Origin of the sequence: Algibacter sp. Ld11 (assembly GCF_045066735.1) — a bacterium.
Lineage (GTDB): Bacteria > Bacteroidota > Bacteroidia > Flavobacteriales > Flavobacteriaceae > Algibacter.
The window spans coordinates 24511-51012 of the sequence record NZ_JBISHH010000007.1 but is presented as its reverse complement, the minus strand read 5'-3'; the positions used below and the strand labels follow the sequence as shown (position 1 = coordinate 51012).

Sequence of the window (26502 nt, the reverse complement as noted above, 5' to 3'; positions counted from 1 at the left end):
ATTTTTATTAATTACGAGCTAAAATTTCATCGATCATACCGTATTCCTTAGCTTTATCAGCTTTCATCCAGTAATCTCTATCACTATCTTCATATACTTTGTCGTAATCTTGCCCAGAATGCTTACTAATAATATTGTAAAGTTCTTCTTTCAAAATTAAAATCTCTCTAGCTGTAATTTCAATATCGCTTGCTTGTCCTTGAGCTCCTCCTAAAGGTTGGTGAATCATAACACGAGAATGTGTTAACCCACTTCGTTTTCCTTTTGCGCCTGCACATAACAAAACAGCACCCATAGAAGCAGCCATACCCGTACAAATAGTTGCTACATCTGGCTTTATAAACTGCATGGTATCGTAAATACCTAGTCCAGCATATACACTTCCTCCTGGAGAGTTAATGTAAATTTGGATATCTTTATTAGCATCTGTACTTTCTAAAAATAAAAGTTGTGCTTGTACAATGTTTGCAACTTGATCATTAATTCCGGTTCCTAGAAAAATAATACGATCCATCATTAAGCGCGAAAACACATCAAAAACGGCAATATTCATTTGGCGTTCTTCAATAATGTTTGGCGTTAAATTAGTTGGATACATGCTACTAATAATTTTATTGTAGTATGTACTGCTAATACCTTGATCTTTTATCGCGAATTTTTCAAATTCTTTTGCGTAATCCATAATATTATTTTGATATTAAATTCTATTTAACACATTGAATTAAAAGTATTTGTGCTAAATAAAACTATTTATATAATTTGTTTTGAATAAAAAAGCGCTTAAATCTAATAGATTTAAGCGCCTAAAGATAAACATTTATTATTTATTTTATTTATCGCCGTAAACTTCTTTAACAAAGTTTTCGTAACTTAATTCTTTAACTTTAAGATTTGCTTTTTCTTTGTAAACAGATAATAATTTCTGACTTACTAATTGTTCTGAAATACGACGCGCCTCTTCTTGGTTTGATAACACACGTGCAGCAATATCATCTAACTCTTTATCCGAAGGGTTTAATTGACCAAATTGAGCCATTTGCCCTTTAATCATTTCTCTAGCATGATTTTTAATATCGTCCATAGTTACTTGCACGTTATTAGCCTCGATTAACTTACCTTCTATTAATTGGTAACGTAAGCTTTTTTCAGACTTCTCATACTCTTCTTTAGCTTGGTCAGCATCCATTTCTTTTTCACCTGCAGTTTGCATCCACTTCGTTAAAAACTCGGCTGGTAAATCGAATTTAGTATTTTCAACTAAATGCTCAGTCACATCGTTTAATAACTTTTGATCCGCTTGTTGCACGAATTGCTTTTCAGCATCTTCTTTAATTTTTTCTCTTACTTCGGAAACAGATTTCACTGTACCTTCGCCAAAAAGCTTATCAAACAACTCTTGGTCTAAATCGGCCAACTCTCTTTTGTTAACCTCAGTAATAGTAAAAGATACTTCAATATCTAAACCATGAACTTCATCGTGACCTAATTTTAACGCATGCATTAAATCGTGATCGTCTTCGAAAAGCCCTTTAGTTTTTAAAACAATAACATCTCCTGCTTTAGCTCCAATAAATTGTTTTGCTGTTGCTTTTCCTTTAAACTTATCTAAAGTTAAAGTTACCGTGTTATCAATTTCTTTTTCTTCGTTTGTATAAGCACCAGTAATTTCGCTATCTGCTTCTACAACATCTTGAGGAATTAATTTTCCGTATTGTTTTTGAATACGTTCAATTTGTTCATCAATCATTTTATCATCAGCAACAATATTATATTGAGTGATGGCTTTTTTACTTTTTAATTCAACATCAAATTGAGGAGCTAAACCTAATTCAAATTCAAATGAGAATTGATCGGCATCCCAATTAATTTCGTCTTGCGTTTTTGGTAACGGTTGCCCAAGAACATCTAGTTTTTCTTCGGTTAAATACTTATTTAAAGCATCTTGTAAAAGTTTGTTTACTTCATCAACCAAAACTGCTTTTCCGTATTGTTTTTTCACCATGCCCATTGGCACATGCCCTTTTCTAAATCCAGGAATATTTGCTGTTTTGCGGTAATCTAACAATATTTTCTCAACTTTATCGCTATAATCTTCTTTAGCGATATCTACTTTTACCACAGCATTTAATGCATCAACGTTTTCTCTTGTAATATTCATTTTTAATGATATAAGCCTGAAAAGGCATTTAACAATTAGGTTTAAAACCTTATATTTCTTTGAGTTTACCTTACTTAGCAGGAAAACTAAATTTTAGTAAAAAATTAATCTGAATCTAAGATTAGATTTTTTAGCAACTAAAATCGGGATGCAAAAGTACAATATTTTTACATCCTAACAAAGTTTTTAATTTGCCGAGTTTCCGGGGTTTTCTCCACAGGCACTACCGCACCACAAGCATTTATATTCGTATAAAGTTTATTAAACTATTCTAGATTTCTAGTTAACTCTTTTTATCGGTGGTAAAAAAGGACTGTAAAATAGATTGCAGAATGGATAACAGTATACTAAAGAGTATAGCCCACCAAATATTATCAACAGAAAAACCATTGATAAATTCATCGGCTAAAAGAATAATTAAACCATTAATGACTAGCAAAAATAATCCTAAAGTTATTACTGTTACCGGTAATGTAAAAATAACCAAAATAGGTTTTACCAAAAGATTTAAAATTGAAAGTACGATCGCAACTATTATGGCAGACAAATAACCGTCTACCTGAACGCCCGAAAGCACGTTTGCCAAAACAAATACAGCTATAGCATTTACTAAAACTTTTATTATTGTGTTCATGATATTTTTATTTTAAAATTAAATAAAATTAAGTAAGGCTGCAAAAAAGTCCTTCGGGTTTTCTGCATGTAACCAATGCCCCGCGTTTGCAATAGTAACGATTTTAAAATCGGAAAAATGGTTTTTAATTATAGCTTCATCACCAACACCTATATATTCCGAACGATCGCCACGCATAAACAGCGTGGGTTTGTCAAAATTTAGATAACTTGGCAAAGCCTCTCCAACTTCTGACACTTCTTCTTTTAAGATATCAAGATTTATTCTCAATGCTAATTTTCCTTTTTCAATCCAATACAGGTTTTTTAATAAAAATTGGCGCGTTCCAACATCGTCCACATACCCACTTAATGCACTATCTGCTTCATCTCTGGTTTTTATAACATCAAAATTTAAAGCACTTAACCCTGTCAAAATTCCGTCGTGATGTACAGGGTAAAAACGTGGAGAAATATCGGCAATTATTAATTTTGAAACCAACTCTGGATATTCGCAAGCAAAGAGCATTGCAGTTTTACCTCCCATTGAATGGCCAAGTAAGGTAATCTCTTTTAAGTTATGTGCTTCACAATAGCCTTTTAAATCTTCCGCAAGTACTTCATAACTAAAATTAGCATCCCAAAAACTTCTACCGTGATTTCTTTGATCGACCAAATGAACCTCAAAACCTTGCTCAGAAAGATGTTTTCCATGTGTTTTCCAATTATCGCTCATTCCTAAAAAACCATGTAAAATTACAAACGGTTTTCCTTCACCTAAAATATTTGAATATAACAACTTCTTTTCTTCCATAATTCTCCATTAACCCTTCTTAGAACTTATTTTTCCCTGCTTTATTTGGTTGTAATTACTTTTTATTTCAATTTACGTAAATACATTTGTATTACATTCTCTACGCCTAAATATAAACTTTCGGCAATTAAGGCATGCCCAATAGAAACCTCTAATAACCCTGGTATATTTTGTTTAAAAAACGCAGTGTTATCTAACGATAAATCGTGACCTGCATTTATCCCCAAACCTAAACTGTTTGCTAATTCGGCACTTTCAATATAAGGCTTTATTGCAGACTTGTTACCCAAACTATATTGATGTGCAAAGGCCTCGGTGTATAATTCAATGCGGTCGGTTCCGGTAGCTTTAGCACCTTCAATTTGCTCTAATACAGGATCTACAAAAATAGAAGTTCGAATCCCGTTATTTTGAAATTCCTTAATCACATCAATTAAAAAACCTTTGTGTTTTATAGTATCCCAACCGGCATTACTTGTAATAGCATCAACCGCATCTGGAACTAAGGTAACTTGTGTAGGCTTGACTTCTAAAACAAGTTTTAAAAATGATTCTACAGGATTACCCTCTATATTATATTCAGTATAAACTTCTGGTTTTAAATCACGTGCGTCCTGATATCTAATGTGACGTTCATCTGGTCTTGGATGTATAGTAACACCCTCTGCACCAAAACGTTGTACGTCTTTCGCAAACCCAACAACATTAGGCACATCACCACCTCTAGAGTTCCTCAACGTGGCAATTTTATTTATATTAACACTTAACTTTGTCATAAATACATTTTAAAACACAAAAATACAAAGTAGAACAAGCATAATTGCTATTTTTTTGATTAATTTGCATACCTATTAAAAGGCGTTATGAAACTTTCTGAATACATTATAAACGATATAAAACCACTAAAAAACACCAGTAAAATTAGTGAAGTACAACTACTGTTTAATCAGTTAACGTTTTCACATATTCCAGTTTCTGATGATATTGGCACTTATTTAGGTAGTTTTTCAGAAACAGATGCGCATTGCTTTGATAGTGGTAAGCCTTTATCTGAATATCAATATGCATTCGAAGATTTTTTTGTTCGTAACGATACCGTTTGGCTCGATGTTTTAGAGGCATTCGCAAAAAACTCAACCAATATTATGCCTGTTTTAAGTGAACAAAACAAGTATTTAGGATATTACGAACTAAACGACATTATTAGCCTTTTTAACGAATCGCCTTTTTTCTCCGAAGCTGGAGGTATATTGGTTATAGAAAAGGGAGTTAACGATTATTCTTTTAGTGAAATTAGCCAAATTGTAGAATCTAACGATGGTAAACTGCTTGGCGCATTTATATCTAAAATGAATAGCGACTTAGTACAAATCACCCTAAAAATAGGCAATACAGGCCTAAACGAAATTATACAAACCTTCAGGCGTTACAGTTATAATATTATTTCTGGTCACGAAGAGGACAGCTATATTGAAAGCCTAAAAGAACGATCGGATTATTTAAACAAGTACTTAGATATATAATTTTATGAAAGTTGCAATTTTTGGACGTTTTTACAACAAAACAACTACCACCTCTGTAGAAACGCTTCTAAACTATTTACTCAAAAAAGAATTCGATGCCTATATTGAAACCGAATTCTCGAATCTTATAAAAAGTGAATCGCAAAACGAAAGCGACTATTCATCATTTAAAACCTTCGACAAACTCGATAACTCCTTCGATTTACTAGTAAGTATTGGTGGCGATGGTACAATTTTACGTGCCATAACCTATGTAAAAAACCTAGACATTCCAATAATTGGTATCAACACAGGTCGCCTTGGTTTTTTAGCAACCATACAAGTAAACCAGATAGAAAATGCCATGCAAAACATTATAGATGGCAATTATAAAATATCCGAACGCACTTTACTTTCTGTAGAAACATCGCCAGAAAACGACGATATATTATCTATGAATTTCGCCTTAAACGAAATTGCAGTAAGCAGAAAAAACACCACCTCAATGATAACCGTAGAAACCTATTTAGACGGCGAACTACTAACCTCCTATTGGAGCGACGGCCTCATTGTATCAACACCAACCGGCTCAACAGGTTACTCATTAAGTTGCGGCGGACCAGTAATAACACCCGGCGCTAACAGTTTTGCATTAACACCAATAGCACCGCACAATTTAAGTGCACGCCCATTGATAATACCAGATTCTACAGAAATACAACTTAAAGTAAATGGTCGTGAAGAGCAACATTTAGTCTCTCTAGATTCAAGAATTGCAACTTTAGATAATGGCACATTAATCACCATAAAAAAGGCGGATTTCAGAATAAAAATGATCGATTTACCTAGCGAAAGCTTCCTAGTAACCCTTAGAAAAAAACTACTTTGGGGCGAAGATAAACGTAATCAATAATTCCCTTTTTGGGCGTTACCACAAGGGTCGGGCTTTCCGCTATATCTTTTATTGTGCACAATACGCCTCGTCCAAAACGATAAAACAGTCTTAAAACATAAGGCGCGTCTTCATTTGTAAAAATAAGGCGCGCACAAAAAAGGATGCCGCATCAATCCCTAACGCGGGTACTTGCTATGTTTTTAGACAAACCAAAGTTCCCCAAAAAATAAAACAAATTTGTTCAAGAAATAAACTCTTCATCTAATTACAAAACAATAATTTTAAATAAAAACAGTTTTAAACTCATACTGTTAACCTCAAATTGCAACAGTCCATTCTTATTTATTATATTTGCAAACTTTTAAACATCTATGAGATATTTAATCATATTGGCATTAAGCCTATTAAGCACCCAAATAAACCATGCTCAAATAAATGAAATTGGTGTATACCTAGGTGGCAGTAATTTAATTGGCGATGTTGGGGAAACCACTTTTATTGCTCCTAATACTCCAGCAATCGGTCTACTATATAAATGGAATCGAAGTTCTAGACATTCGTATAGAATATCCTTAATTTATGCAGACATTCAAGCAGAAGATAGTAAATCTAAAGATCCGCGCCGTATAGAACGTGATTATTCATTAGATTCTAATCTGCTAGAAATTGCTCTTGGAATGGAACTAACCTTTGTTGATTTTAATCTTCATTCAGGTGAAACTATTGGAACACCATATTTGTATAGTGGTATAACTGCTACGCAATATAGCACCAATCATTTTGAACGAGGCTTGCAAATTCCAGACAATGGAAAAGACTGGACCATAGGCATACCAATGGCAATTGGCTATAAAACTAATATACTAGGTAATTTTATACTTGGCTTTGAAGTTGGAGCCCGTTATACCTTTACAGATAATATAGATGGTAACTTTCCGGAAAGTAGTGCCAACCAACAATATCAATTCGGCAATATAAATAATAACGATTGGTACACCTTTACAGGAATTACACTAACTTACACCTTCGGAATTAAACCCTGTTATTGTTACGATTAAAATGGACTTAAAAGAAAACATACAACTCGAAAAATTACCCAAACACATTGCCATAATTATGGATGGTAATGGACGTTGGGCCAAAAAACAAGGTATGCTTCGTGCTTTTGGACACGAAAACGGCACTAAATCTGTAAGAACAACTGTTGAGGCTTGTGCAGAACTTGGTGTAGAAAACTTAACATTATATGCCTTTTCAACCGAGAACTGGAACCGCCCAAAACTAGAAGTACAAACCTTAATGAAACTATTGGTTTCAGCATTAAGAAAAGAAATAAAAACATTACAAGACAATAATATTAAACTCATGGCCATTGGTAATTTAACAACATTACCTAAAAAAGCTTACAAGGAACTACATGAGGTTATAGATAAAACCAAGAGTAACTCACGCATGACGTTAACCTTGGCACTTAGCTACGGTTCCCGCGAAGAAATCATAAATACTGTTAAGGAGATTAGTATTAAAGTTAAAAATAATATAATTTCGCCCGAAAATATTGAAGAATCAATTATTAATGAGCATCTTTACACGCAAAATTTACCCGACGTAGATTTGCTAATAAGAACCAGTGGGGAGCAGCGTATAAGTAATTTCTTGCTTTGGCAAATTGCTTATGCCGAATTATATTTTACAGATATACTTTGGCCCGATTTTACAAAGCAACATTTGTATGAAGCTATTATTGAATATCAAAAAAGAGAACGACGATTTGGGAAAACAAGTGAACAACTTAGTTAATTTATTAGCTTTTAAAACATACTCAAAATGCTATTTAGCATTTTTACTTTTTATAAGTTGTTTTAATATTCAGGCTCAAGATTTAGATTACAAAAACGGTAAAACGTATACATTAGGACAAATTACCGTTTCCGGAAACACCAGTTTTAGTGAGCAAACTATTGTTGCTTACTCCGGTTTAAGCAAAGGAAAAGAAATAAAAATTCCTGGTGAAGACATTAGAGATGCCATTAAAAAGCTTTGGAAATCCAATCTTTTTAGTGATATTGAAGTATTTGTAACCAACATTGAGGGGGATGTTGCTACTCTAGAAATCCACTTATCCGATTTACCACAACTTAACGACCTAAAGATTAATGGCGTTAAAAACGGTAAAAAAGAAGGCATTATAGAAGATAACAAATTAAAAAAAGGTGTAAAAGTTACCGAAAACCTTTTAACTACAACAAAAAACTACCTTACTAGTAAATACAAAAAGGATGGTTTTTTAAACACCAAAGTACATATTAATACCATTGATGTAAAAGATTCTATTCAAACAAGTAGAGTAAATATGGTATTAAATATCGATAAAGGTGAAAAAGTAAAAATAGACGATATTATCTTTAGCGGAGATTCTGTTTTGAGCGAAAAGCAGCTTAGAAAAAGTATGAAGAACACGAAGAAGAAAAACCCGATTCGTCTGCTTAAACGTTCTAAATATATCGAAGCTGATTACAAAGAAGATTTAGTTAGCTTAATCGACACCTATAAAGAAAATGGTTATAGAGATGCACGTGTATTGTCAGATAGTATTATTGTTAACGACGATAAAACTATATCTCTTAAAATTAATTTAGAAGAAGGTGAGAAATATACATTTGGAGATATTACTTTTATCGGAAATACGGTTTACACCAACCAACAACTAAGCCGTTTGTTGCGTATTGACAAAGGGGACACTTACGATGGTGTTACACTAGCAAAACGTATAGCAGACGATACAAAACCAGACGCAGCAGATATTACCAACTTATATCAAAACAATGGTTATTTATTCTCAAACATCAATGCCGTAGAGGTAAGTGCCGATAACAACATTATCGACATGGAAATTAGAATAACAGAAGGAAAACCTGCATATTTCAATAGTGTTTCTGTAGTAGGTAATGATAAAACAAACGATCACGTTGTATATCGTGAAATCCGTACGCGTCCCGGCCAACTATATAGTAAAGCCAATGTAGTACGTACAGTTAGAGAACTTGGTCAACTGGGTTTCTTTGATGCTCAAGAAATAACTCCTAACTTTAATAACCCAAATCCAAACGAAGGAACTATCGATATGGAATATGTGGTTAAGGAAACTGGATCCAGCCAAATTGAATTGCAAGGTGGTTACGGTGGCGGTGGTTTTATTGGTACCTTAGGTTTATCATTCAATAACTTTTCTATTAAAGATATTTTCAAGAAAGATGCTTATAAGCCAATACCAATGGGTGATGGTCAAAAATTAGCTTTACGTTTACAAGCCAGTCAATTTTACCAAACGTATAGTTTTTCATTCTCCGAGCCATGGTTAGGAGGAAAACGACCGGTACAATTCTCGACATCTTTATCGCATACTAAGCAATTTTTATACGATTACACAAACTACGAAGCAGATAAAAGTAGAAGTTTCAATATTACAGGTATTACTTTTGGTTTAGCAAAACGCTTAACTGTTCCAGATGATTTCTTCGTATTATCTCAATCAGTATCATACCAACGTTACGATTTAAATAATTACAACACAGGCTTATTTACTTTTGGAGATGGTTTTTCAAACAACTTATCTTACACTATTGGCTTAAGTAGAAACAATACAAGTGTAGACCCTGTTTATCCAATAGAAGGTTCTAGCTTCTCTGTAACAGCAAAAGCATCTTTACCATACTCTTTATTCAACGGTACAGATTATGCACAATTAAAAGAAGACTATGATGCTTTAGACCTTTCTGATGCTGATGATTATGAAAGAGCAGGTGAAATAGATCAAGAACGTTACAACTGGTTAGAATTTTACAAGGTAAACTTTAAAGGAACTTGGTATACACAAGTCTCTAAAAATTTAGTATTAAGACCTAATGTTGAATTCGGATTCTTAGGAGCATACAACCAAGATCGTGGTGTAATTCCTTTCGAAAGATACTTTTTAGGTGGTGATGGTTTAGCTAACTATAGCTTAGATGGTCGTGAGGTTGTACAACTGCGTGGTTACCCTAACCAATCACTTTCTAGTGAAGATGGAGGATCTATCTACAATAAATTCTCATTAGAATTACGTTACCCAATTACCTTGGCTGCATCTGCTAAAATTTATGCTTTAGGATTTGTAGAAGGAGGAGCATCATTTGATAACTTTAGAGATTACAATCCATTCGATTTAAAACGTTCTGCAGGTTTAGGTATCCGTATTTTCATGCCAGCATTTGGATTATTAGGTATTGATTTTGGTCATGGTTTCGACGCTTTACCTGGAGAAACAGTTAAAAACGGATGGGAAACACACTTCATTATTGGTCAACAATTTTAACCTGTAAATTATTTTGGCACGATATTTTCTATTAACACTATGATGATTTGAATATGAATTGAAATTTTTAAGATTAAATTTCGTTAATTTTGAAATGAGCAATTAAAAATTTTCCATACCAACGAAAATGTTTATTTTGCGAGTTCCGACAGGAACCATAAAAAAATTAATAAATTCAATCGAATAAAAACAATTCATAGAAGTGACAGCAACAATATTAATCGTCTGTCGTTTTTAGAATTTATAAAACATAAATGATAAAAATATTTAAACAGATGAAAAACAACGTTCTTTTTTTATTGACCCTAGTTTTTATGTTAACCCTATCGGTAAGTGCACAACGTGGCGTAAGCCTAGCCTATATTGATAGCGAATATATTTTAGAAAACGTACCAGAGTATCAAGAAGCTACAGCCCAATTAAATGAAAAAGCTGATAAGTGGAAAAACGAAATTCAAGCACAATTATTAACTGTAGAACAAAAGCGAAAAGACTTAAGTAACGAGAAAGCGCTTTTAACAGCAGAATTAATTAAAGAACGTGAAGAAGATATTACGTTTGAAGAAAATGAAATATTAGACTATCAACAAAAAAGATTCGGCCCAAATGGCGATTTGTTTATTCAGAAAAGGCAATTAATGCAGCCCGTTCAAGATCAAATATTTGCAGCCGTACAAACTATTGTTGCCGCAAGAAAATATCAGTTAGTATTAGATAAAGCTAATGGAGGCATGCTGTATGTCGCAAATTCTTTAGATATTAGCGACCAAGTTTTAAGAAGCATAACCAGAACATCTAAAAGAACGCAAGCACAATCTAAATCGGAACGTAAAGCTGCTGAAAAAGAAGATATCGTTCCTGAGGTAAATTTAGAATTAGAAGCTAGACAAAAAGTTTTAGAAGAAAAAAAGGCCGAAAGAGAAAGTGCTATTGAAACAGCGAGACAAAAGAAATTAGCTGCTCGTGAAGCTAAAGTAAAAGCAGCAGCAGATAGAAGACAAAAAATATTAGACGATCGAGAAAAAGCAAAACAAGAACGATCGGGCGCGGAACCAGAAAGTACAGAATCCGCAGCCAAAAGTACAGCTACAAAAACAGAAGGAGAAACAAAAACAAGAGCTGAACTTATTGAAGAAAACAGATTAAAAAAATTAAAAGAACGAGAAGAACGTAAAAAAGCATTGGAAGCGAAAAGACAAAAAATATTAGAAGATCGCCAAAAAGCAAAAGACAGCTTAAACAAAAATTAATAATTTATAACACACAAATACTATTTACAAATGAAACACTTTAAAACACTTTTATTAGCAACTGCATTATGTATTGGAACAATTAGTTTCACACAAGCTCAAACTAAAGTTGCCCATATAAATACACAAGAATTAATTAAAGCGATGCCTGAAATGAAAACGGCTCAAGCAGAATTAGAAGCTTTAAGCAAAACATACCAAACAGATATGCAAGGTTCTGTTACTGAATTTCAAAATCTTCAAAAACAATACGAAGCTGAAGCTAAAAACAAAACAGACGAAGAGAATCAAAAACGTATTTTAGAGTTACAAGAAAAACAACAACGTTTACAACAATTTCAACAAGATGCTCAAAAAGATTTACAATCTAAAGAAATTGCTTTGTTACAACCTATTACAGAAAAAGCTAAAGCAGCTATCTTAAAAGTATCAAGAGCACAAGGGTATGATTATGTTTTAGACTCAGGAGTTGGTGTAACTATTCTTGCTGACGGTAAAGATTTATTAAACGATGTAAAGAAAGACTTAGGGATCTAATTTCTTTTTTTAAAAGCATAAAAAAAACCTATGAATTAAATTCATAGGTTTTTTTTATGCTTTTAACTCTAACACTTTTGTCTTACCTTCCTAATTAAACCAAACGGCATAACCTTGACGACGCAATTCTAAAGCTAAAATGCGCTCCATTTTTAAAGCATCGCTTCGTGTTGTAATTGGATCAATATGGTTGTATAAACTTGGTCTTAAATAAGCGCCGTATTTCTCTACAATATTTGCAGACAGCTTATACCCCTTTTTATTTCTATAGCCTGTTTTATGCTGCACAAAACGCTCTCTAGGTGTTTTACTGGTCATGCCAACGTACAAACATTGCAACACCCCATTAAATTGCGGATTCGCTGCTCTAAACTTTACATTTTCGGTATAACACCGTTTCGATAATTCAATAACATAAATTCTATAAGGCATCCAATCAAGATTTAAGCATAATAATATATTATAAAACTAAAAAAGTTCACCCAAACTTCAGGTGAACTTTTAAATAAGTATTACAAATTTAATATTTAATGAGCACGTTCATCATGATTACCCTCTTTTTTTTCGTCAATATGATCATCTATAACCTCATTATCTCTGTATCGGCAACATGGATGTACTGTATTATAAGCTTCCTCTGTTGCTTTAAGATCCATCGTGTCGTGCCCAACTTTTAAAACACTAGATTTAATAGAGTCTAAATTTGTTTTTCTTCCATCATAAATTAATTTCAATTCATGAGTTTTCACACTCCATACCGCTGATTTAACTCCCTTTGTTCTAATCGCCGCTTTTTCTATTCTAGCTTTACACATCATACAAACGCCATCTACTTCTATAGATGCTCTTTCGTTTTTACTCTGTGAAAATGATGTTGTTACCGCAAGTAACAAGGTAATAATTAATAGTTTTTTCATAATATTTTTTTTTAAGTTGTTAGCATTAAATAATTTTAAATCGTAATCCCATATAGTAATTAGAACCAAAAATTGGACCATAAACAAAAGTAGAATCAAAATTAGAACCAAACGGATCGTCTGCCCCAAGTATAGGATTGTCTTGCCTTATATTCGTAATATTTTCGCCACCTAAATATATCTCAAATTTAGGAGAAAACACATGTGTAATTTGCGCATTTAAAGTTCCTACCGTTGGTGAGTATTCTGGTAATTGATACTGTAAAGGGTTTGTAACTGTAGAAGTAAAACGTTGCTGACTTATCCAATTAAACGTCGTATCGAATCTCCAATGAGAATTATTCACACCTTGTTTAGCTGTTTCGTATGATGCATTTGCAAAAAACCTGTTTTTAGGTACCAAAGCTTTCTCTAATTCGCCAGACTTATAATCGGTTTTGACATCATAAAATTTATAAGCCAAACGTAAATCAAAATTTTTAAACATATTATAATTTAATTCCGCTTGAAAACTATTAGCGTAACTTTTACCTTCTAAATTATAAAAATTAATTTCCTGAGGATTTTCATAATCTACAACCACTTGGTTTTTAAAATCTGTTTTATAATAATCTAGAGTAACATCAGCCTTTCGTCCAAATAGATTAAAACCCTGAAGATAAGAGAGTCCGTAATTCCAAGCAATTTCTGGATTCAAACCATAAATATTACCTCCAGAACTCAAAATATTTATATTTCGAGACGTGGCAAACATTTGTTGATTTTCGGTAAAAATATTAGCACTTCGCTTACCACGACCAAAAGAAGCTCGAATAGCAGATTTCTCCCATGGTGTATAACGAGCATGTAATCGGGGTGTTACAAAATTCCCCAATAAATTATGATGATCAACTCGCAAGCCAGCGGTAATATTAAGCTTATCTAAATTATCAAAATTATATTCAAAAAAAGCACCAACCGAATGCTCCGTACGTCCATAATCTTCCAAATTAACAACTTCATCATAATCATCATAAGTATAACTCACTCCTGTTTTTACCTTATGCCTAGAATCACTAATTATAGTGTTATAAATGGCATTAGCATATAAACTATTATGAGTAATATCATATTGATTTAAACCAAAATAAGATTCTTGAACGTGATGGCTAAATGCTGTTTGGACACCAATACTTTGATATGGAATTTCAGGATTAACATAGCCCAATTTACTCGAAACCTCATAACGTTTCGTGTTTATTTCACTACCCCAAGCATTGGTTGTTAATTTGTCGGTTTGTGGATTAAAATCCAATTCACCCATTTGCTTTTCATCATTTAAAACCTTCAAATTAATAAAACTAACAAAGCCTTTTTCTAGGTCGGTATACTGCCAGCGGTTCATTACATTTATCTGGCTATATAACGGCATATCCAAAAAACCGTCGTTGTTTACATCATGTCTTTGATTATGCACATTACCATGTAAATATAGACCTGTACTCCATTTATCGGATACTTTTGTGTTTACATGCGTATTTAACTCAAAACGCCCTGCAATGTTTCCAAACAAATTAACAAATAACTTGTTATCACTATTAGGTTTAACCAATTCCGCATTAATTTGCCCAGCAATGCTCTCATAACCGTTAACCACCGAACCAGCACCTTTAGTAATTTGAATACTCTCTACCCAAGTACCAGGAATAAAACTAAGTCCGAAAGCTTGAGATGCACCGCGAATAGAGGGAATATTTTCGGTTGCAATTAAAATATATGGACTTGTAAGTCCTAGCATTTTTATTTGTCGAGTTCCAGAAACAGCATCAGCAAAATTAACATCTATAGATGGGTTGGTTTCAAAACTTTCAGATAAATTACAGCACGCCGCCTTTAAAAGTTCATCGCTACTTACAGTAAACACGTTTTGTGCCTGCATATAAGATTTTGATGTAGCCTGTTTTCTAGAGGTTAATGTCACCTCATCCAAATCGCTAGTTGGATTTAACCAATGCTTAATGGGCTTTAAAGAATTAACAGTAAGCGTATCGGTTTTAAAACCAACATAACTTATCACCAGTTTTTTATAACTCGTTTCATAAGGCAAACTAAATTTACCATCAATATCGGTAACTGCACCAATAGATGTATTAATCCAATAAACATTAGCTCCCGCTAATCTCATTGGTGTGTTATTATCATTAGCTTCCAAAATAGTTCCTGTTAATTTTTCTTGAGAAAACAGAAATACGGGAAAGCATAACAATATATATATTATATTTTTCATATTATTTTTATAAGAATTTAGAAAATAGCGCAACTTTACCAAGACATAACTAGCATAGTAATTGCCATAATAATCATGATACTATTTTCAATAAAAGTGGCTTTGGTCATGGGCAATTTTAAAGCTGTTCCCAAACACGCACATTGAATAGATTTTTTATCTAAAAGCGTTTTTACAACGCCAATTGTAGTGATGCCTAAAATTACCAATGTTGCAACTAATGCCAACATAACCTCTATTCGCATTAAAAACATAATACCTAAAACAACTTCAATAAATGGATATATCCAACCATAACTAGGTATCGCCTTTGCAAGCGGATCGTACATTTTAAAACTCTCCGGAAAGCCTTTTAAATCCAGTAATTTAAAAAAGCTAAATACCACATAAAACAAGCCCATAAAATCGAGCATAAAACCGGTAACATTCCATGGCGAAGTATTCAATAATAAGGCTGCAACAGAAATGTATCCGAAAATTAAAAACAACGGAAACAGTTGTTTTAGCTCAGATTGTTCCGTAGCCACTATGCCAGCATTATTTGCCTCACTTTTAACAATGGTATATTTATTAGATAATACGTTTTGGAAGTTTTCTAAAGGAATATGGCTATGCATTTCAATTACGGCTTCAGAATTTTCTAGTGTAACCGCAGCCTTTTTAACCAAAGGCATAGCATTAAGCTTCTCTTCTACCGAGGTACGGCAGCCATTGCAAGTCATACCTGCAACATTATATGTATGTATCATTTTTAGAAATTTATTTGAGTAAAATTAGAACATGTTGAAATTTACGCTTTCGCGGAAAAAACAATAAACTACTTTATCAAATAATAAAAACTTGGTCTAGCACCAAAATATCAGCAACCAAATTAGGTGGAGAATAATCTTTATGCGGAATAACTCGCTGTTCTAAGCCTTCAAAAAGATTAATAAAAGTATAAGTAAAAGCCGTGATAATTTGCTGATGAATAAAATCCAAATCATCAAAAGATGAAAATTTAAGTTCACTCTGTCCTTTTACAACATCAACCTCATCTTTACAGCAACTTTTACTTTTAAGCATTGCATTATCGGTATCCATACCGCATTTTTGAGCTTCAGAAAACACAGAAACATCAATTAAAACATCTCCACAAAAATGCTTTTCAATAGTAAAAGATACTGTTGAAAACAATACTAAAAAAGTCATTAGTACAGCGAAGCCTTTATGTAAAACTGTTATTATCACGATACAAAATTACAAAAAACTAAAGTTGAAATTACCTTTTTCACTTTCTTTAACATTTACTTTCACTCTTTTCTATTTTAAAAGAATGATTTATAAAACTCGTACTATTTAAGACTGCTTTTTTTATACCTTTGCAGCATGCAAGAACAAACACAAATTTTTGGTATTAGAGCCATTATAGAAGCTATAAATGCTGGCGAAACGATTGATAAAGTATTTCTTCAAAAAGGGTTGGATGGCGATTTATTTAATGAGTTAGAATCTTTATTAAGTAAAAAATCGGTTAACAAATCTTATGTTCCTGTAGAAAAACTGAATAGATTAACCAAAGGTAATCACCAAGGAGCTGTTGCTCAAATATCTCCAATAGAGTTTCAGGATATGGAAACTTTAATTACCGAGGTTATAGAATCGGGGAAAACCCCGCTTTTCCTGCTACTAGATCAAATAAGTGATGTTCGTAATTTTGGAGCTATTATCCGTACTGCAGAATGTACTGGTGTTAATGGTATTATTATTCAGAAAAAAGGTGGAGCTCCAGTAAATGGCGATACCATAAAAACCAGTGCTGGCGCTGTTTTTAAAATTCCAATTTGTAAAGTAGATCACATTAAAGATGCTGTATTTTATATGCAAGCGTCAGACATAAAAGTGATAGCTGCAACCGAAAAAACAAATGATACGCTTTACGATGTGTCTTTTGTAGAACCTTGTGCTATTATCATGGGATCGGAAGGCAGAGGAATTAATCCATCGACTTTAAAAGTTGTAGATGCAAAGGCTAAATTACCCTTATTAGGTGAAATTGAATCGTTGAACGTTTCTGTTGCGTGTGGTGCTTTTTTATATGAAGCTGTGAGGCAAAGAATGGTAAAATAGAACTATTTTATTTTAATGAGCTCTAAAACACCGATAATTAAACAGACGAACTGGGTTTCATCTGCAATTCATTTATTAATAATAGGCGTATTTATGCTTATTTGGTATGTATTCCATTCTGAAAACGCCATTTTCTATGGTGCCCTAACCTATTTTCTTATTTCATATTCTTTAAAAAACCTTATTCCTAGAGATCATCGAAAAGGTGTTAAAAAAACCAAATTAGAAAAATTTGAAGATGCTATACCTTATTTTGAAAAAAGTTATGCCTTCTTTAAAAAACATGAGTGGCTTGATAAATATCGTATTATCACTCTATTAAGTCCTTCCAGAATAGCTTACAGAGAAATGGCTCTAGCAAATATTGGTTTTTGCTATGGACAAATTGGAAATGGAAAACAATCTAAACTTTATTACGAAAAAACACTAATAGAATTTCCAGAGAGTGGACTAGCCAAGACTGCACTAAAACTTATTAGTGCCGCTGAAAAAAACGCTTAGTATTAATATTAAGACTGTCCATTACTCCTTATTTTCTTTAAAAATGTACTTAATGGAAAGTGGCTCTAGCTCCTCTTCTACTTCTGGGTCTTCTTGAGTTTCTATAAAATTTCCGTTTTCATCAAAATGTTGTAAAAACGGATCATTCTCTTCATTGAAATTGTCTTGTTCCCATGCATATTTTTTAGGTTTTGCTATTTCTTTTCTAAAGAAAAGTGCAAAAACTAACCCTGTTATTAACCCCGAAAGGTGACCTTCCCAAGAAATTCCTTCTTCTATCGGGAATGTATACCAAATCATGCTACCGTACAGAAAAATAACTAAAAGCGATAAGGCAATAAGCCGGTAATGTTTTGCAAAAACGCCTTTAAAAAAAGTAAAACTTACTAAAACATAAATGAGCCCGCTAGCTCCAATATGGTAAGATGGACGCCCAATACACCATGTTAAAAACCCCGAGATTAAAATCCCAAAGACAATAACACGCCACGCTATTGGTCTATAAAAATAAAAGAGCGCAGTAGATAATACAAACAGAGGAATAGTATTGTGATAAATATGATCGATGTTACCATGTAAAAACGGACTAAAAATAATACCTCTAAGTCCGTTTAAAGTTTGTGGATAAATACCATACTTACTTAAATTATACCCGAAACGAACCTCGAACCAAAAAACCAACCAAATAGTAAGCACAAAAAATACGGGGTATACAATGACTCCTGGTGAGAATTTAAAATGTTCGTGCTCTTTCATTAGCATGAATATAACAAATAGTTATCCAAGTTTATAAAATGTGCTAAATTGGCAGATTAGCCCGCTTGAGGGATAGAACGGCCTGTTTGAGCTCCCGACCTTAGGAGGAGCGAGTAGTGATAGCCCGACCCTTTAGAGGGCACGCCCAAAATAACTAGAAATTGGATGTTGAAGTATTCTAATTTGACAAGAATTTACTTTAATTTTACATTTATGAACGCACCTTTAGCAGAACGATTACGCCCAAGAACTTTAGAAGACTACGTTAGTCAGACACATTTGGTGGGCAAAAATGGAGCACTTACGCAGCATATAAAACAAGGATTAATTCCGTCTATGTTATTTTGGGGACCTCCGGGAACTGGAAAAACTACGTTGGCAAACATTATTGCATCGGAATCTGGGCGACCATTTTACACATTGAGTGCAATAAATTCTGGCGTTAAAGATATTCGTGATGTTATTGATAAAGCCAAACAAAGCGGTGGATTGTTTACCACCAAAAACCCTATTTTATTTATTGATGAAATACATAGGTTTAGCAAATCGCAACAGGATTCGCTTTTACAAGCTGTTGAAAAGGGTTGGATTACGCTGATTGGTGCTACTACAGAAAATCCAAGCTTTGAGGTAATTCCTGCTCTTTTATCACGTTGCCAAGTTTATATTCTGAATGCTTTTGATAAAATAGATTTAGAAACGTTGCTGAAGCGTGCTATTGAAAATGACGAAGTTCTATCTCAAAAAAAGATCACTTTAAAAGAAACAAATGCCTTATTAAGAATTTCGGGGGGTGATGGTCGTAAATTATTAAACGTTTTTGAATTGCTGGTGAATAGCTTTGGTGAAGATAAAATAGTAATAACCGACGAGGCTGTATTGGAACGTGTACAAAACAATACGGCGCGCTATGACAAAACAGGCGAACAGCATTACGATATTATTTCGGCTTTTATAAAATCCATTAGAGGCAGCGATCCAAATGGCGCTGTATACTGGTTGGCGCGCATGATTGAAGGTGGTGAAGATGTTAAATTTATTGCGAGACGTTTGTTGATTTCGGCATCTGAAGATATTGGAAATGCAAACCCTACGGCATTGGTTATTGCTAACAATACCTTCCAAGCTGTGAGTACTATTGGGCATCCGGAATCTAGAATTATACTTAGCCAGTGCGCTACTTATTTAGCGTGTTCTCCAAAGAGTAATGCGGCTTATATGGCTATTGGAAATGCACAACAATTAGTAAAACAAACCGGCGATTTAGGTGTACCGATAGAACTTAGAAATGCACCTACAAAACTTATGAAAGAGCTTGGTTATGGTGATAATTACAAATATGCACACAACTACAAAAACAACTTTGCTGAGCAAGAATTTCTACCTAAGGAAATTGAAAACACAAAGCTTTACGAACCTGGAAATAATGCTAGAGAAAACGCACATCGCGACTTTTTAAAGCAACGCTGGAAGGATAAATACGGTTATTAAAAACGGTTCTAAAGAAAAAATCCTGCCAGATTATAAAAGCCAGCAGGACTATATATTATTAGTAAAGTTTACTTGTTTTTTTTCGGCTAAGCCTCATTAAATTTAATAGCACCAAAACAAGACTTTTATCTCGATGTTGTTCTGAAATCTTACGATATCCCCATGAAGGTTATTGGAAGAATTAACCGCGTCGATGAGGGCATACCTCTAGTTTTATAAGGGATCATGGTAGGGAATTTTTTAAATGTTTTTTTGATGGCTTTGGTTATTTTCTTGTTGTCAGAATTTGATTCTAATTTAGAAATCTCTCCTTTTCTATCAATAGTAATAGCGACTTTAACACGGTGTTTTCCTTTCAACCCTAACTTTACAGCAATCTCAGGATCAATGTGTTTACCGATAAATTCATAAATTTTTCGATTTGTACACTCCTCTCGTTTATAACTTGTTCCCATTTTTTCACAACCAGGAAATATAGCCTTCTCTTCTTTTATAGCAAAGCTAACCTCTCTTGGTTTATCCTCTTGAGAAATAGCATTAAAACAACAGAGAAAAAGAAATGCGGTAAATAAAGTTTTCATTGTTTTTGTTTAATTTTTTAAATAAAATTGAACTTTGAAATTAAAAAATATTACTAAATAAAAACAGGAATAATATTTTATAAAATATTATTCCTGTTTTTATTTTCATGGGTTAATGCTAACCTATTATAGAAAATAAATATACTAGAGTTTTTAAAACTTAATATTTAAAGTTTCTAATTTTAAAGTTCCATTCTCATATTGTTCTAAATACCATTTATTATCTTTTTTAAAGATAATAGCCGATTTGTTTTCTACTAAAAACACATTGCTCATTTGCGTACTGTGCATACGGTAAAGCACTTTTGGAGAGCTATCTACTAGTTGAAAACCGTTTTTAATGGGTTGCGCATATAAAATACCTGCCACTCCTACTTCTTTTATAGTTACCTGCTCTGTTATAGCCACTGGTACTTCTACTGGAGTTTCTTTCTCTTTTACAACAGCAACAACTTTTTCTTCTTTAAGAGATTTAATTTCTTCCTTTAACTTTTCTATTTCTTTTGATGTACTTGGTGTAGCAGCAGCAACCTGAGATGTTGAAGTAACCATACTTCCCGACTTTGGCTCATACTTATATCCTAAGTTTTCGAATGAAGAAAAAGCTGCACGAACAGCCTCTGTATAAGATTTTTGATATTCCTTTTCACGACTCTCGCCTATACCCGAAGTGTACACAAGTTTATCATTACAATCTGTAAGTTCTACTTTCAACTTAGTTTTAAACATGCCAGGTTCTTTTAAAACATCAGCATCTAAAGCTAAACATCTATTCCTAGCTAAATCTTCAGGATATGACTCTCCTTCTATTAATGCCTCAAAACCATACTTATTTAATAAAAACTTTGACAACTCATTCAATTGATATTGATTTGCCGATTTTAAAAAATCAAACTTTTTAGAAACGATAACGTATTTATAGTTATTCAATTCAGTTTGAGAGAATGCGCTTGCTATAAATATGCATGCAAAAATTGTTGTTAAAAATTTAGTTTTCATTTTTTATTAAATATATAATTAAATCCTAATTGTAAAGATACACTTTGCGCATCATATACATTTTTATATTGCAATAAATTATCGGCCATAACATAAAAGTTGGCGCCCCAAATATGAGCCGACATACCAAGCCCTAAATTATTAAACGAGTAAGAATCTAGGGTATATGCAGCTTTAAATCGTAAACCATTAAAGATGCGTCTGTAATAATAAGCAGTTAAAGCCATTTGAGGTCGTTTTGGCCTACTAATACCATAGAGTTGTAGCCCAACCGCATTGAGATAATCACCTTCATCTACAGCACAGTTACAATCTTCACTTTGCTTTTTTCCAAAAGCATAATTTATAGATGCATTAAACTTTACTGGTCGCCATTTGGTATATTTAGTCGCAGTAGTATCTACTGTAAAAATGTCTTCAAAATCTTCTTCAATTTCACTCCAATAATCATCGGCCGTCTGTCCATCATCAGCAGCAGAAAAAAGTGGGTTAATACCATTGTAAGTATACGTTCCGTTTATAGCGTAATTTTCAACATCTTTTGTATGACTAATAAACCCTAAATCGAGTAAACTAGCATCTACACTCCATTGGTCGGTTAATTGATATGTAAAACCTACATCTACACCTAAACCTAAATTTCCTCCAAATAGCACACGTTTTTTTAATGTATTTACATCATTCGATACATCTGAATTTTCATCATCAATTAAACTGGAAATCCCCGAAGTTTGAAGCGCTAAGTCTAAATCAAAAATATGATTGTAAACATTATTTTCACCGGGAACAGTAACAAAGCTTCCTTTATTTTTAGTGGAACTAACGTTTGCTATACTTGAGTAAATTTTCCCTCTAACACCATAGGTAAATTTATCATCAACCTTTTTATTATATCCTACATGAAGTACCGAAACCACATCTGCAGCAACACTTAAATCACTAGCATCAAATAATCTATTAATATTGCTTTGGTTTCCTTCTAAAGCTAAAACAGCAAAATCTTTTGGAAAATAAAGTAGAAAATCTAATTCTTGATACATTCCGAAGCTGATGTATTCATTTTTATTAAAACTACTACCAAAAGCAAAACCACCCGAAAAAATTTCTAATTGCTGATTAAATCCATAAAAATCGGTTGGATCCATGCTATCTACAGCATTTCTTAACTTCACATTAAAATCAACATCATTGTCGGCAAAAACATCATAAACCGTACTTCCTGATACACCAAAATTAAAATGAAAATGAGATAACAATGGAATACCTACATACCAATCGTTTTTTACATGACCTCCTGGATTCTGTAATAAAGATTGTGGAATTTCGGAAAACCCATAGAGTAATTGCTTGTTTTGAGAAAACGAAAACAAACATAATTGTAATGTAAACACTAAAAATAGTTTCCGCATTTCTCTAATTGTTTAAATTAATATAAAATGCAGCGTACGATTTGTATTGAATTCTACCTGCCGTATTTTCATCAATAGCTTCACCGGGTAAAAGACGCAATGTAAAAACTATAGCTACTGTACGCTTTAAAGCTATTAGCGTATTACCTTCAAAAACTTCGGTATAGACGGTTGCAGTATCTGTATTATCTAGAGCTGCATCTTCTGTTACCGTTAGGCTATGTTGTAAATTACCAGCTCTATCTAAAAAGTCTACTTGCAACTCAAAAGTTCTATTTATTGTATTTTGAGTTTCGAAAACAAACTCAGCCTTTTCTAAATTATCAACAATAAATTGATCGTTAAAAAACTCGACAGAAATAAAATCTTGAATGCTTGAAGTAGTTGCTCCATTATCAACAAAACGACTTGCAGGTTCATCAAAATAAACAAGGCTTGCTTCCAATGCTGGCGCCAATATAATATCATCGGCCTGATTGAAATCTATAGCTTCGGTACAAGAACTAGCCATTAAACCAATGCAGAGTAATAAAATTATTTTACTGGTTATACTTTTAATCATATCAATTCACAACGATTTTAAAACACGACTTAGTATATCGAGCTATTATAAATACTCTTTTAAGCTTAATAGGTTATCTATTTGTTTTGTATCATCTTCTAAAATTAAATTATTTACATCGAAGAAAATAACATCCATACCTATATTTTTTGCACCAAGAATATCGGCTTCAAAACTATCACCAATCATGATACTAGTTGCCGCTTTAGCATTAGCCAATTCTAGAGCATAATTAAAAATTTCAGGGTTTGGCTTTTTAACACCAACCATTTCAGAATTTGTAACGGTCTTAAAATAGTGTAAAATATTTGATTTTGCCATTTTTTTATGCTGAACCTCATCGAAACCATTGGTTATTATATGTAAATTATAGTTTTTATTTAAATAATCTAGAATTTCAAAAGTGTTATCAAACAAATGATTAAAGCTTGATAAATGGTCGATATAATCATCTGATAATTTATCAATGACATCCCGACCAACCTCTACTTCTAAAGCTAAAAAGGCTTCATTTAATCTACCAAAACGCAAGGTTTCCTTAGAAACTTTATCTTCTCTATATAGTTTCCAATATTTCAAATTTATAGGAAGATATATATCTAGAAATTTATTTATTTCAACTTCTAAGTTGTTAATTTCGAATATTCTTTCGAATGTTAGCGCCGAGTTTTTATCGAAATCCCAAAGCGTATGATCTAAATCGAAAAACACATCGGTTATATTTTTAATTTTCATTATTTCCTGATTCCAAAATAATATTAAACAATTCTTTAAAGCCTTCCCATCTATCGCTGTAACTTAAAGTATAGTTATGAAAAACGGGCACAAACTCGCCGTTAACTTGTTTTACTTCATTTATAATATTGTTTAACACGCGCTTTTTATCTAGTAAAGATTTATTTTTTAATAGTGCAAAATCCATAACATGATAGGGACAAATTTTAAGAGGCGTTTGTATTTCGTAATCTAAATCGTAAAATAAAAATGGTGTACACGAGCCAGCTCTAAAACCTATTTCGTTTACATATCCCATAGTGTAATCTTCCTTTATGTTTAGCTCTATTAAATTTCTGTATGTTTCTGGTAAATTTAATTTCGAAAATGATTGGCGAGAAGCTCTCAATGGTTTATTGATTATTTCTTCAATTTTAGCTTTTTCTTTCTTTAAAATTTCAGCTTCATCAATAGCAAAATATGATATTTTCAATCCCACATTACTATAATCGCCAACGTGTTTTATCAGGGATATAAACGATTTATTATTCACATTTGCCCCTTTGTCGTAAGTAGAATATTCAGCCAATAAAAAGAAAAAAATAAATTTAAACTTGGTTTGTTTTTGCTTGTTAATAATATATTTAAACGTATCGTAAGGATCATGACTAAAATGCATGAGCACCGTAAATCGGGTATACAGACTTTTAAATTTAAATCTAAAAACATCTTTTAAAGTTCCTCCAACCGTACGCATAATACCACTTAATTTGTAACGGTATGGATTAGGCACATCTATTATTGGTTTAATTCTATATGTTTTTACAGGAAATTCAAAATCGGGAAACTGCTTCTCTAATGCTTCCTTAAATTTATAAGCCCAAATATCGACAACAGGTTGGTGCAAAAATTTATGCTTATAAGCAATACTTTCTGATGCTGTAAACCTGCCAAACTCATCTTTTACATGTGGCAAATACTCCTCATATCTAGATAATAAATAAAAAGATGCAGCAAAAATATCAAAAGGAATAGCGCTTTTATCACCATTAAAAAAAAAGCCTTTGCTATGGCCCCAATCCATAATATTTATTTCAATATCGTTTAAGCCCTGCTCAAATAATAGCTCGTTACTTTTTACAAAGAACTCGTTACCTAGCGCTTGTTTAGTGTAGGACATTTTTATACTATCGTGAGCAATAAAATTTTCGACCTTAGTTGTAAATGTAACGTCTATGCCTAATACACGTGTACAAATATGCTTAAAAACATAGTTTAATCTTGGTGAAATTTTATGAGTATATACTAATAACATAACTTTTTAAAATCGGTTCTAATTTTTGATTTGCATTACGCTTTCAACATGGCTCTTTACAACACATTTTCGTCTGCAAAACTAAAGTATGCCTTTTCGGTAATAATAAGGTGGTCTAGTACTTTTATATCTAAACTTTGTGCTGCCGTTTTTAATTTTTGGGTAATATTTTTATCTGCTTCACTAGGCCTTAAAGTTCCTGAAGGATGATTATGCGCCAAAATTAAGCCTAATGCTCCAACTTCTAATGCATTTTTAAGCACTAACCTCACATCGACCAAAGTACCTGTAATGCCGCCTTTACTTAATTGATTTTTATGAATAACTTTATTAGAATTATTTAAATAAATAATCCAGAACTCCTCATGCTCTAACTCACCAATTATAGGCTGCATAAGCTCGAAAACCGATTTACTCGATGTAATTTTCTTTTTCTCGAGCGCTTCTTCTCCACGGCGCCTTCTACCTAATTCTAGTGCAGCAATAATAGTTATAGCTTTAGCTTCACCTATACCCTTAAAGTCTGTAAGTTGCTTGATGGACATTTTCCCTAAGGCACTCAAATTATTATCTGTACTCGATAAAATTCGTTTACATAAAGCTACAGCACTTTCTTCACGATTACCAGAACCAATTAAAATAGCCACCAATTCTGCATCGCTTAGCGCTGCTTTACCTTTGTATAATAGTTTTTCGCGTGGCCGATCGTCCTGACTCCAGTTTTTAATAGAAAATGCTTTTTGTTTATTCTCCATTCGAT

The 26502-nt window shown here is 32.9% G+C and carries 28 protein-coding genes; 10 read left to right on the top strand and 18 right to left on the bottom strand.

The features are described from left to right. Positions 1-7: 7 nt before the first annotated feature. The 5 genes from clpP to ACJJV4_RS03215 form a co-directional block, all read right to left on the bottom strand. Positions 8-682 carry an ATP-dependent Clp endopeptidase proteolytic subunit ClpP gene (clpP, locus tag ACJJV4_RS03235; RefSeq protein WP_042499093.1) on the bottom strand — a complete coding sequence of 225 codons (675 nt, stop codon included), beginning with the start codon at positions 680-682 and terminating at the stop codon, positions 8-10. Between the two features lie 147 nt (positions 683-829). After that, positions 830-2158: a trigger factor gene (gene tig / locus ACJJV4_RS03230; RefSeq protein WP_405292059.1), complete on the bottom strand. Its 1329-nt coding sequence runs from the start codon at positions 2156-2158 to the stop codon at positions 830-832. 283 nt (positions 2159-2441) lie between these two features. Beyond that, on the bottom strand, positions 2442-2792 hold the full coding sequence (locus ACJJV4_RS03225) for a phage holin family protein (protein ID WP_405292058.1): 351 nt from the start codon (positions 2790-2792) through the stop codon (positions 2442-2444). Positions 2793-2810: 18 nt separating this feature from the next. Beyond that, a complete protein-coding gene (locus ACJJV4_RS03220) occupies positions 2811-3584 on the bottom strand; it encodes an alpha/beta fold hydrolase (RefSeq protein ID WP_405292057.1) in 774 nt (257 codons plus the stop codon). A gap of 62 nt (positions 3585-3646) precedes the next feature. Beyond that, on the bottom strand, positions 3647-4360 hold the full coding sequence (locus tag ACJJV4_RS03215) for a pyridoxine 5'-phosphate synthase (RefSeq protein ID WP_405292056.1): 714 nt from the start codon (positions 4358-4360) through the stop codon (positions 3647-3649). 87 nt (positions 4361-4447) lie between these two features. On the opposite strand from ACJJV4_RS03215, the gene ACJJV4_RS03210 reads away from it, so the two are divergent. The 7 genes from ACJJV4_RS03210 (at position 4448) to ACJJV4_RS03180 (ending at position 12122) form a co-directional block, all read left to right on the top strand. After that, entirely contained in the window at positions 4448-5107 is a 660-nt protein-coding gene (locus tag ACJJV4_RS03210; protein ID WP_405292055.1) for an acetoin utilization protein acuB, read from the top strand. 4 nt (positions 5108-5111) lie between these two features. Continuing rightward, complete coding sequence (locus ACJJV4_RS03205) at positions 5112-5999, top strand: NAD kinase (protein ID WP_074938972.1); 888 nt, start codon at positions 5112-5114, stop codon at positions 5997-5999. Positions 6000-6352: 353 nt separating this feature from the next. Then, positions 6353-7039, top strand: a complete 687-nt coding sequence (locus ACJJV4_RS03200; protein WP_405292054.1) for a DUF6089 family protein — start codon at positions 6353-6355, stop codon at positions 7037-7039. A 1-nt stretch (position 7040) separates the two neighbouring features. Continuing rightward, positions 7041-7781, top strand: coding sequence for an isoprenyl transferase (locus ACJJV4_RS03195; RefSeq protein ID WP_405292053.1), 741 nt, complete (start codon positions 7041-7043; stop codon positions 7779-7781). Further along, complete coding sequence (locus ACJJV4_RS03190) at positions 7714-10335, top strand: outer membrane protein assembly factor (protein WP_405292052.1); 2622 nt, start codon at positions 7714-7716, stop codon at positions 10333-10335. Before ACJJV4_RS03195 ends, ACJJV4_RS03190 begins: the two co-directional genes overlap by 68 nt. 314 nt (positions 10336-10649) lie before the next feature. Then, positions 10650-11585, top strand: coding sequence for an OmpH family outer membrane protein (locus ACJJV4_RS03185; protein WP_405292051.1), 936 nt, complete (start codon positions 10650-10652; stop codon positions 11583-11585). Between the two features lie 30 nt (positions 11586-11615). Next, positions 11616-12122, top strand: coding sequence for an OmpH family outer membrane protein (locus ACJJV4_RS03180; protein ID WP_405292050.1), 507 nt, complete (start codon positions 11616-11618; stop codon positions 12120-12122). 90 nt (positions 12123-12212) lie between these two features. Here the strand turns inward: ACJJV4_RS03180 and ACJJV4_RS03175 are convergent, their stop codons facing one another. From ACJJV4_RS03175 to ACJJV4_RS03155, 5 genes are all read right to left on the bottom strand, one after another. After that, entirely contained in the window at positions 12213-12554 is a 342-nt protein-coding gene (locus tag ACJJV4_RS03175; RefSeq protein ID WP_405292049.1) for a ribose-5-phosphate isomerase, read from the bottom strand. Positions 12555-12649: 95 nt separating this feature from the next. Next, a complete protein-coding gene (locus ACJJV4_RS03170; protein WP_405292048.1) occupies positions 12650-13039 on the bottom strand; it encodes a heavy-metal-associated domain-containing protein in 390 nt (129 codons plus the stop codon). A 25-nt stretch (positions 13040-13064) separates the two neighbouring features. Further along, positions 13065-15305, bottom strand: coding sequence for a TonB-dependent receptor (locus tag ACJJV4_RS03165; protein ID WP_405292047.1), 2241 nt, complete (start codon positions 15303-15305; stop codon positions 13065-13067). Positions 15306-15340: 35 nt separating this feature from the next. Continuing rightward, the gene (locus ACJJV4_RS03160; RefSeq protein ID WP_405292046.1) at positions 15341-16054 is read right to left on the bottom strand and encodes a heavy-metal-associated domain-containing protein; all 714 of its coding nucleotides are present in this window, start codon (positions 16052-16054) and stop codon (positions 15341-15343) included. A 76-nt stretch (positions 16055-16130) separates the two neighbouring features. Beyond that, complete coding sequence (locus ACJJV4_RS03155; protein ID WP_405292045.1) at positions 16131-16535, bottom strand: HYC_CC_PP family protein; 405 nt, start codon at positions 16533-16535, stop codon at positions 16131-16133. Positions 16536-16673: 138 nt separating this feature from the next. On the opposite strand from ACJJV4_RS03155, the gene rlmB reads away from it, so the two are divergent. Next, positions 16674-17414 carry a 23S rRNA (guanosine(2251)-2'-O)-methyltransferase RlmB gene (rlmB, locus tag ACJJV4_RS03150; protein ID WP_405292044.1) on the top strand — a complete coding sequence of 247 codons (741 nt, stop codon included), beginning with the start codon at positions 16674-16676 and terminating at the stop codon, positions 17412-17414. Positions 17415-17429: 15 nt separating this feature from the next. Next, positions 17430-17915 (top strand): tetratricopeptide repeat protein, encoded by a 486-nt coding sequence (locus ACJJV4_RS03145; RefSeq protein WP_405292043.1) that lies wholly within the window; start codon positions 17430-17432, stop codon positions 17913-17915. Positions 17916-17936: 21 nt separating this feature from the next. On the opposite strand, the gene ACJJV4_RS03140 is transcribed toward ACJJV4_RS03145, so the two are convergent. After that, a complete protein-coding gene (locus ACJJV4_RS03140) occupies positions 17937-18671 on the bottom strand; it encodes a rhomboid family intramembrane serine protease (protein WP_405292041.1) in 735 nt (244 codons plus the stop codon). A gap of 213 nt (positions 18672-18884) precedes the next feature. Here ACJJV4_RS03140 and ACJJV4_RS03135 point away from each other — a divergent pair, with 213 nt between their 5' ends. Next, a complete protein-coding gene (locus tag ACJJV4_RS03135; protein ID WP_405292039.1) occupies positions 18885-20162 on the top strand; it encodes a replication-associated recombination protein A in 1278 nt (425 codons plus the stop codon). A gap of 149 nt (positions 20163-20311) precedes the next feature. Here ACJJV4_RS03135 and ACJJV4_RS03130 read toward each other — a convergent pair whose 3' ends face one another. The 7 genes from ACJJV4_RS03130 to radC form a co-directional block, all read right to left on the bottom strand. Further along, positions 20312-20743 carry a TonB C-terminal domain-containing protein gene (locus ACJJV4_RS03130; RefSeq protein WP_405292037.1) on the bottom strand — a complete coding sequence of 144 codons (432 nt, stop codon included), beginning with the start codon at positions 20741-20743 and terminating at the stop codon, positions 20312-20314. Positions 20744-20896: 153 nt separating this feature from the next. Continuing rightward, positions 20897-21742: a hypothetical protein gene (locus ACJJV4_RS03125; RefSeq protein ID WP_405292035.1), complete on the bottom strand. Its 846-nt coding sequence runs from the start codon at positions 21740-21742 to the stop codon at positions 20897-20899. Then, positions 21739-23151, bottom strand: coding sequence for a DUF5723 family protein (locus tag ACJJV4_RS03120; protein ID WP_405292033.1), 1413 nt, complete (start codon positions 23149-23151; stop codon positions 21739-21741). Before ACJJV4_RS03120 ends, ACJJV4_RS03125 begins: the two co-directional genes overlap by 4 nt. Before the next feature lie 4 nt (positions 23152-23155). After that, complete coding sequence (locus ACJJV4_RS03115) at positions 23156-23713, bottom strand: hypothetical protein (protein WP_405292031.1); 558 nt, start codon at positions 23711-23713, stop codon at positions 23156-23158. A gap of 45 nt (positions 23714-23758) precedes the next feature. Then, positions 23759-24448, bottom strand: a complete 690-nt coding sequence (locus ACJJV4_RS03110) for a YjjG family noncanonical pyrimidine nucleotidase (protein WP_405292029.1) — start codon at positions 24446-24448, stop codon at positions 23759-23761. After that, entirely contained in the window at positions 24438-25742 is a 1305-nt protein-coding gene (locus tag ACJJV4_RS03105; protein ID WP_405292027.1) for a polysaccharide deacetylase family protein, read from the bottom strand. Before ACJJV4_RS03105 ends, ACJJV4_RS03110 begins: the two co-directional genes overlap by 11 nt. A gap of 56 nt (positions 25743-25798) precedes the next feature. Next, a complete protein-coding gene (radC, locus tag ACJJV4_RS03100; protein ID WP_405292025.1) occupies positions 25799-26497 on the bottom strand; it encodes a DNA repair protein RadC in 699 nt (232 codons plus the stop codon). Between the last annotated feature and the right edge of the window lie 5 nt (positions 26498-26502).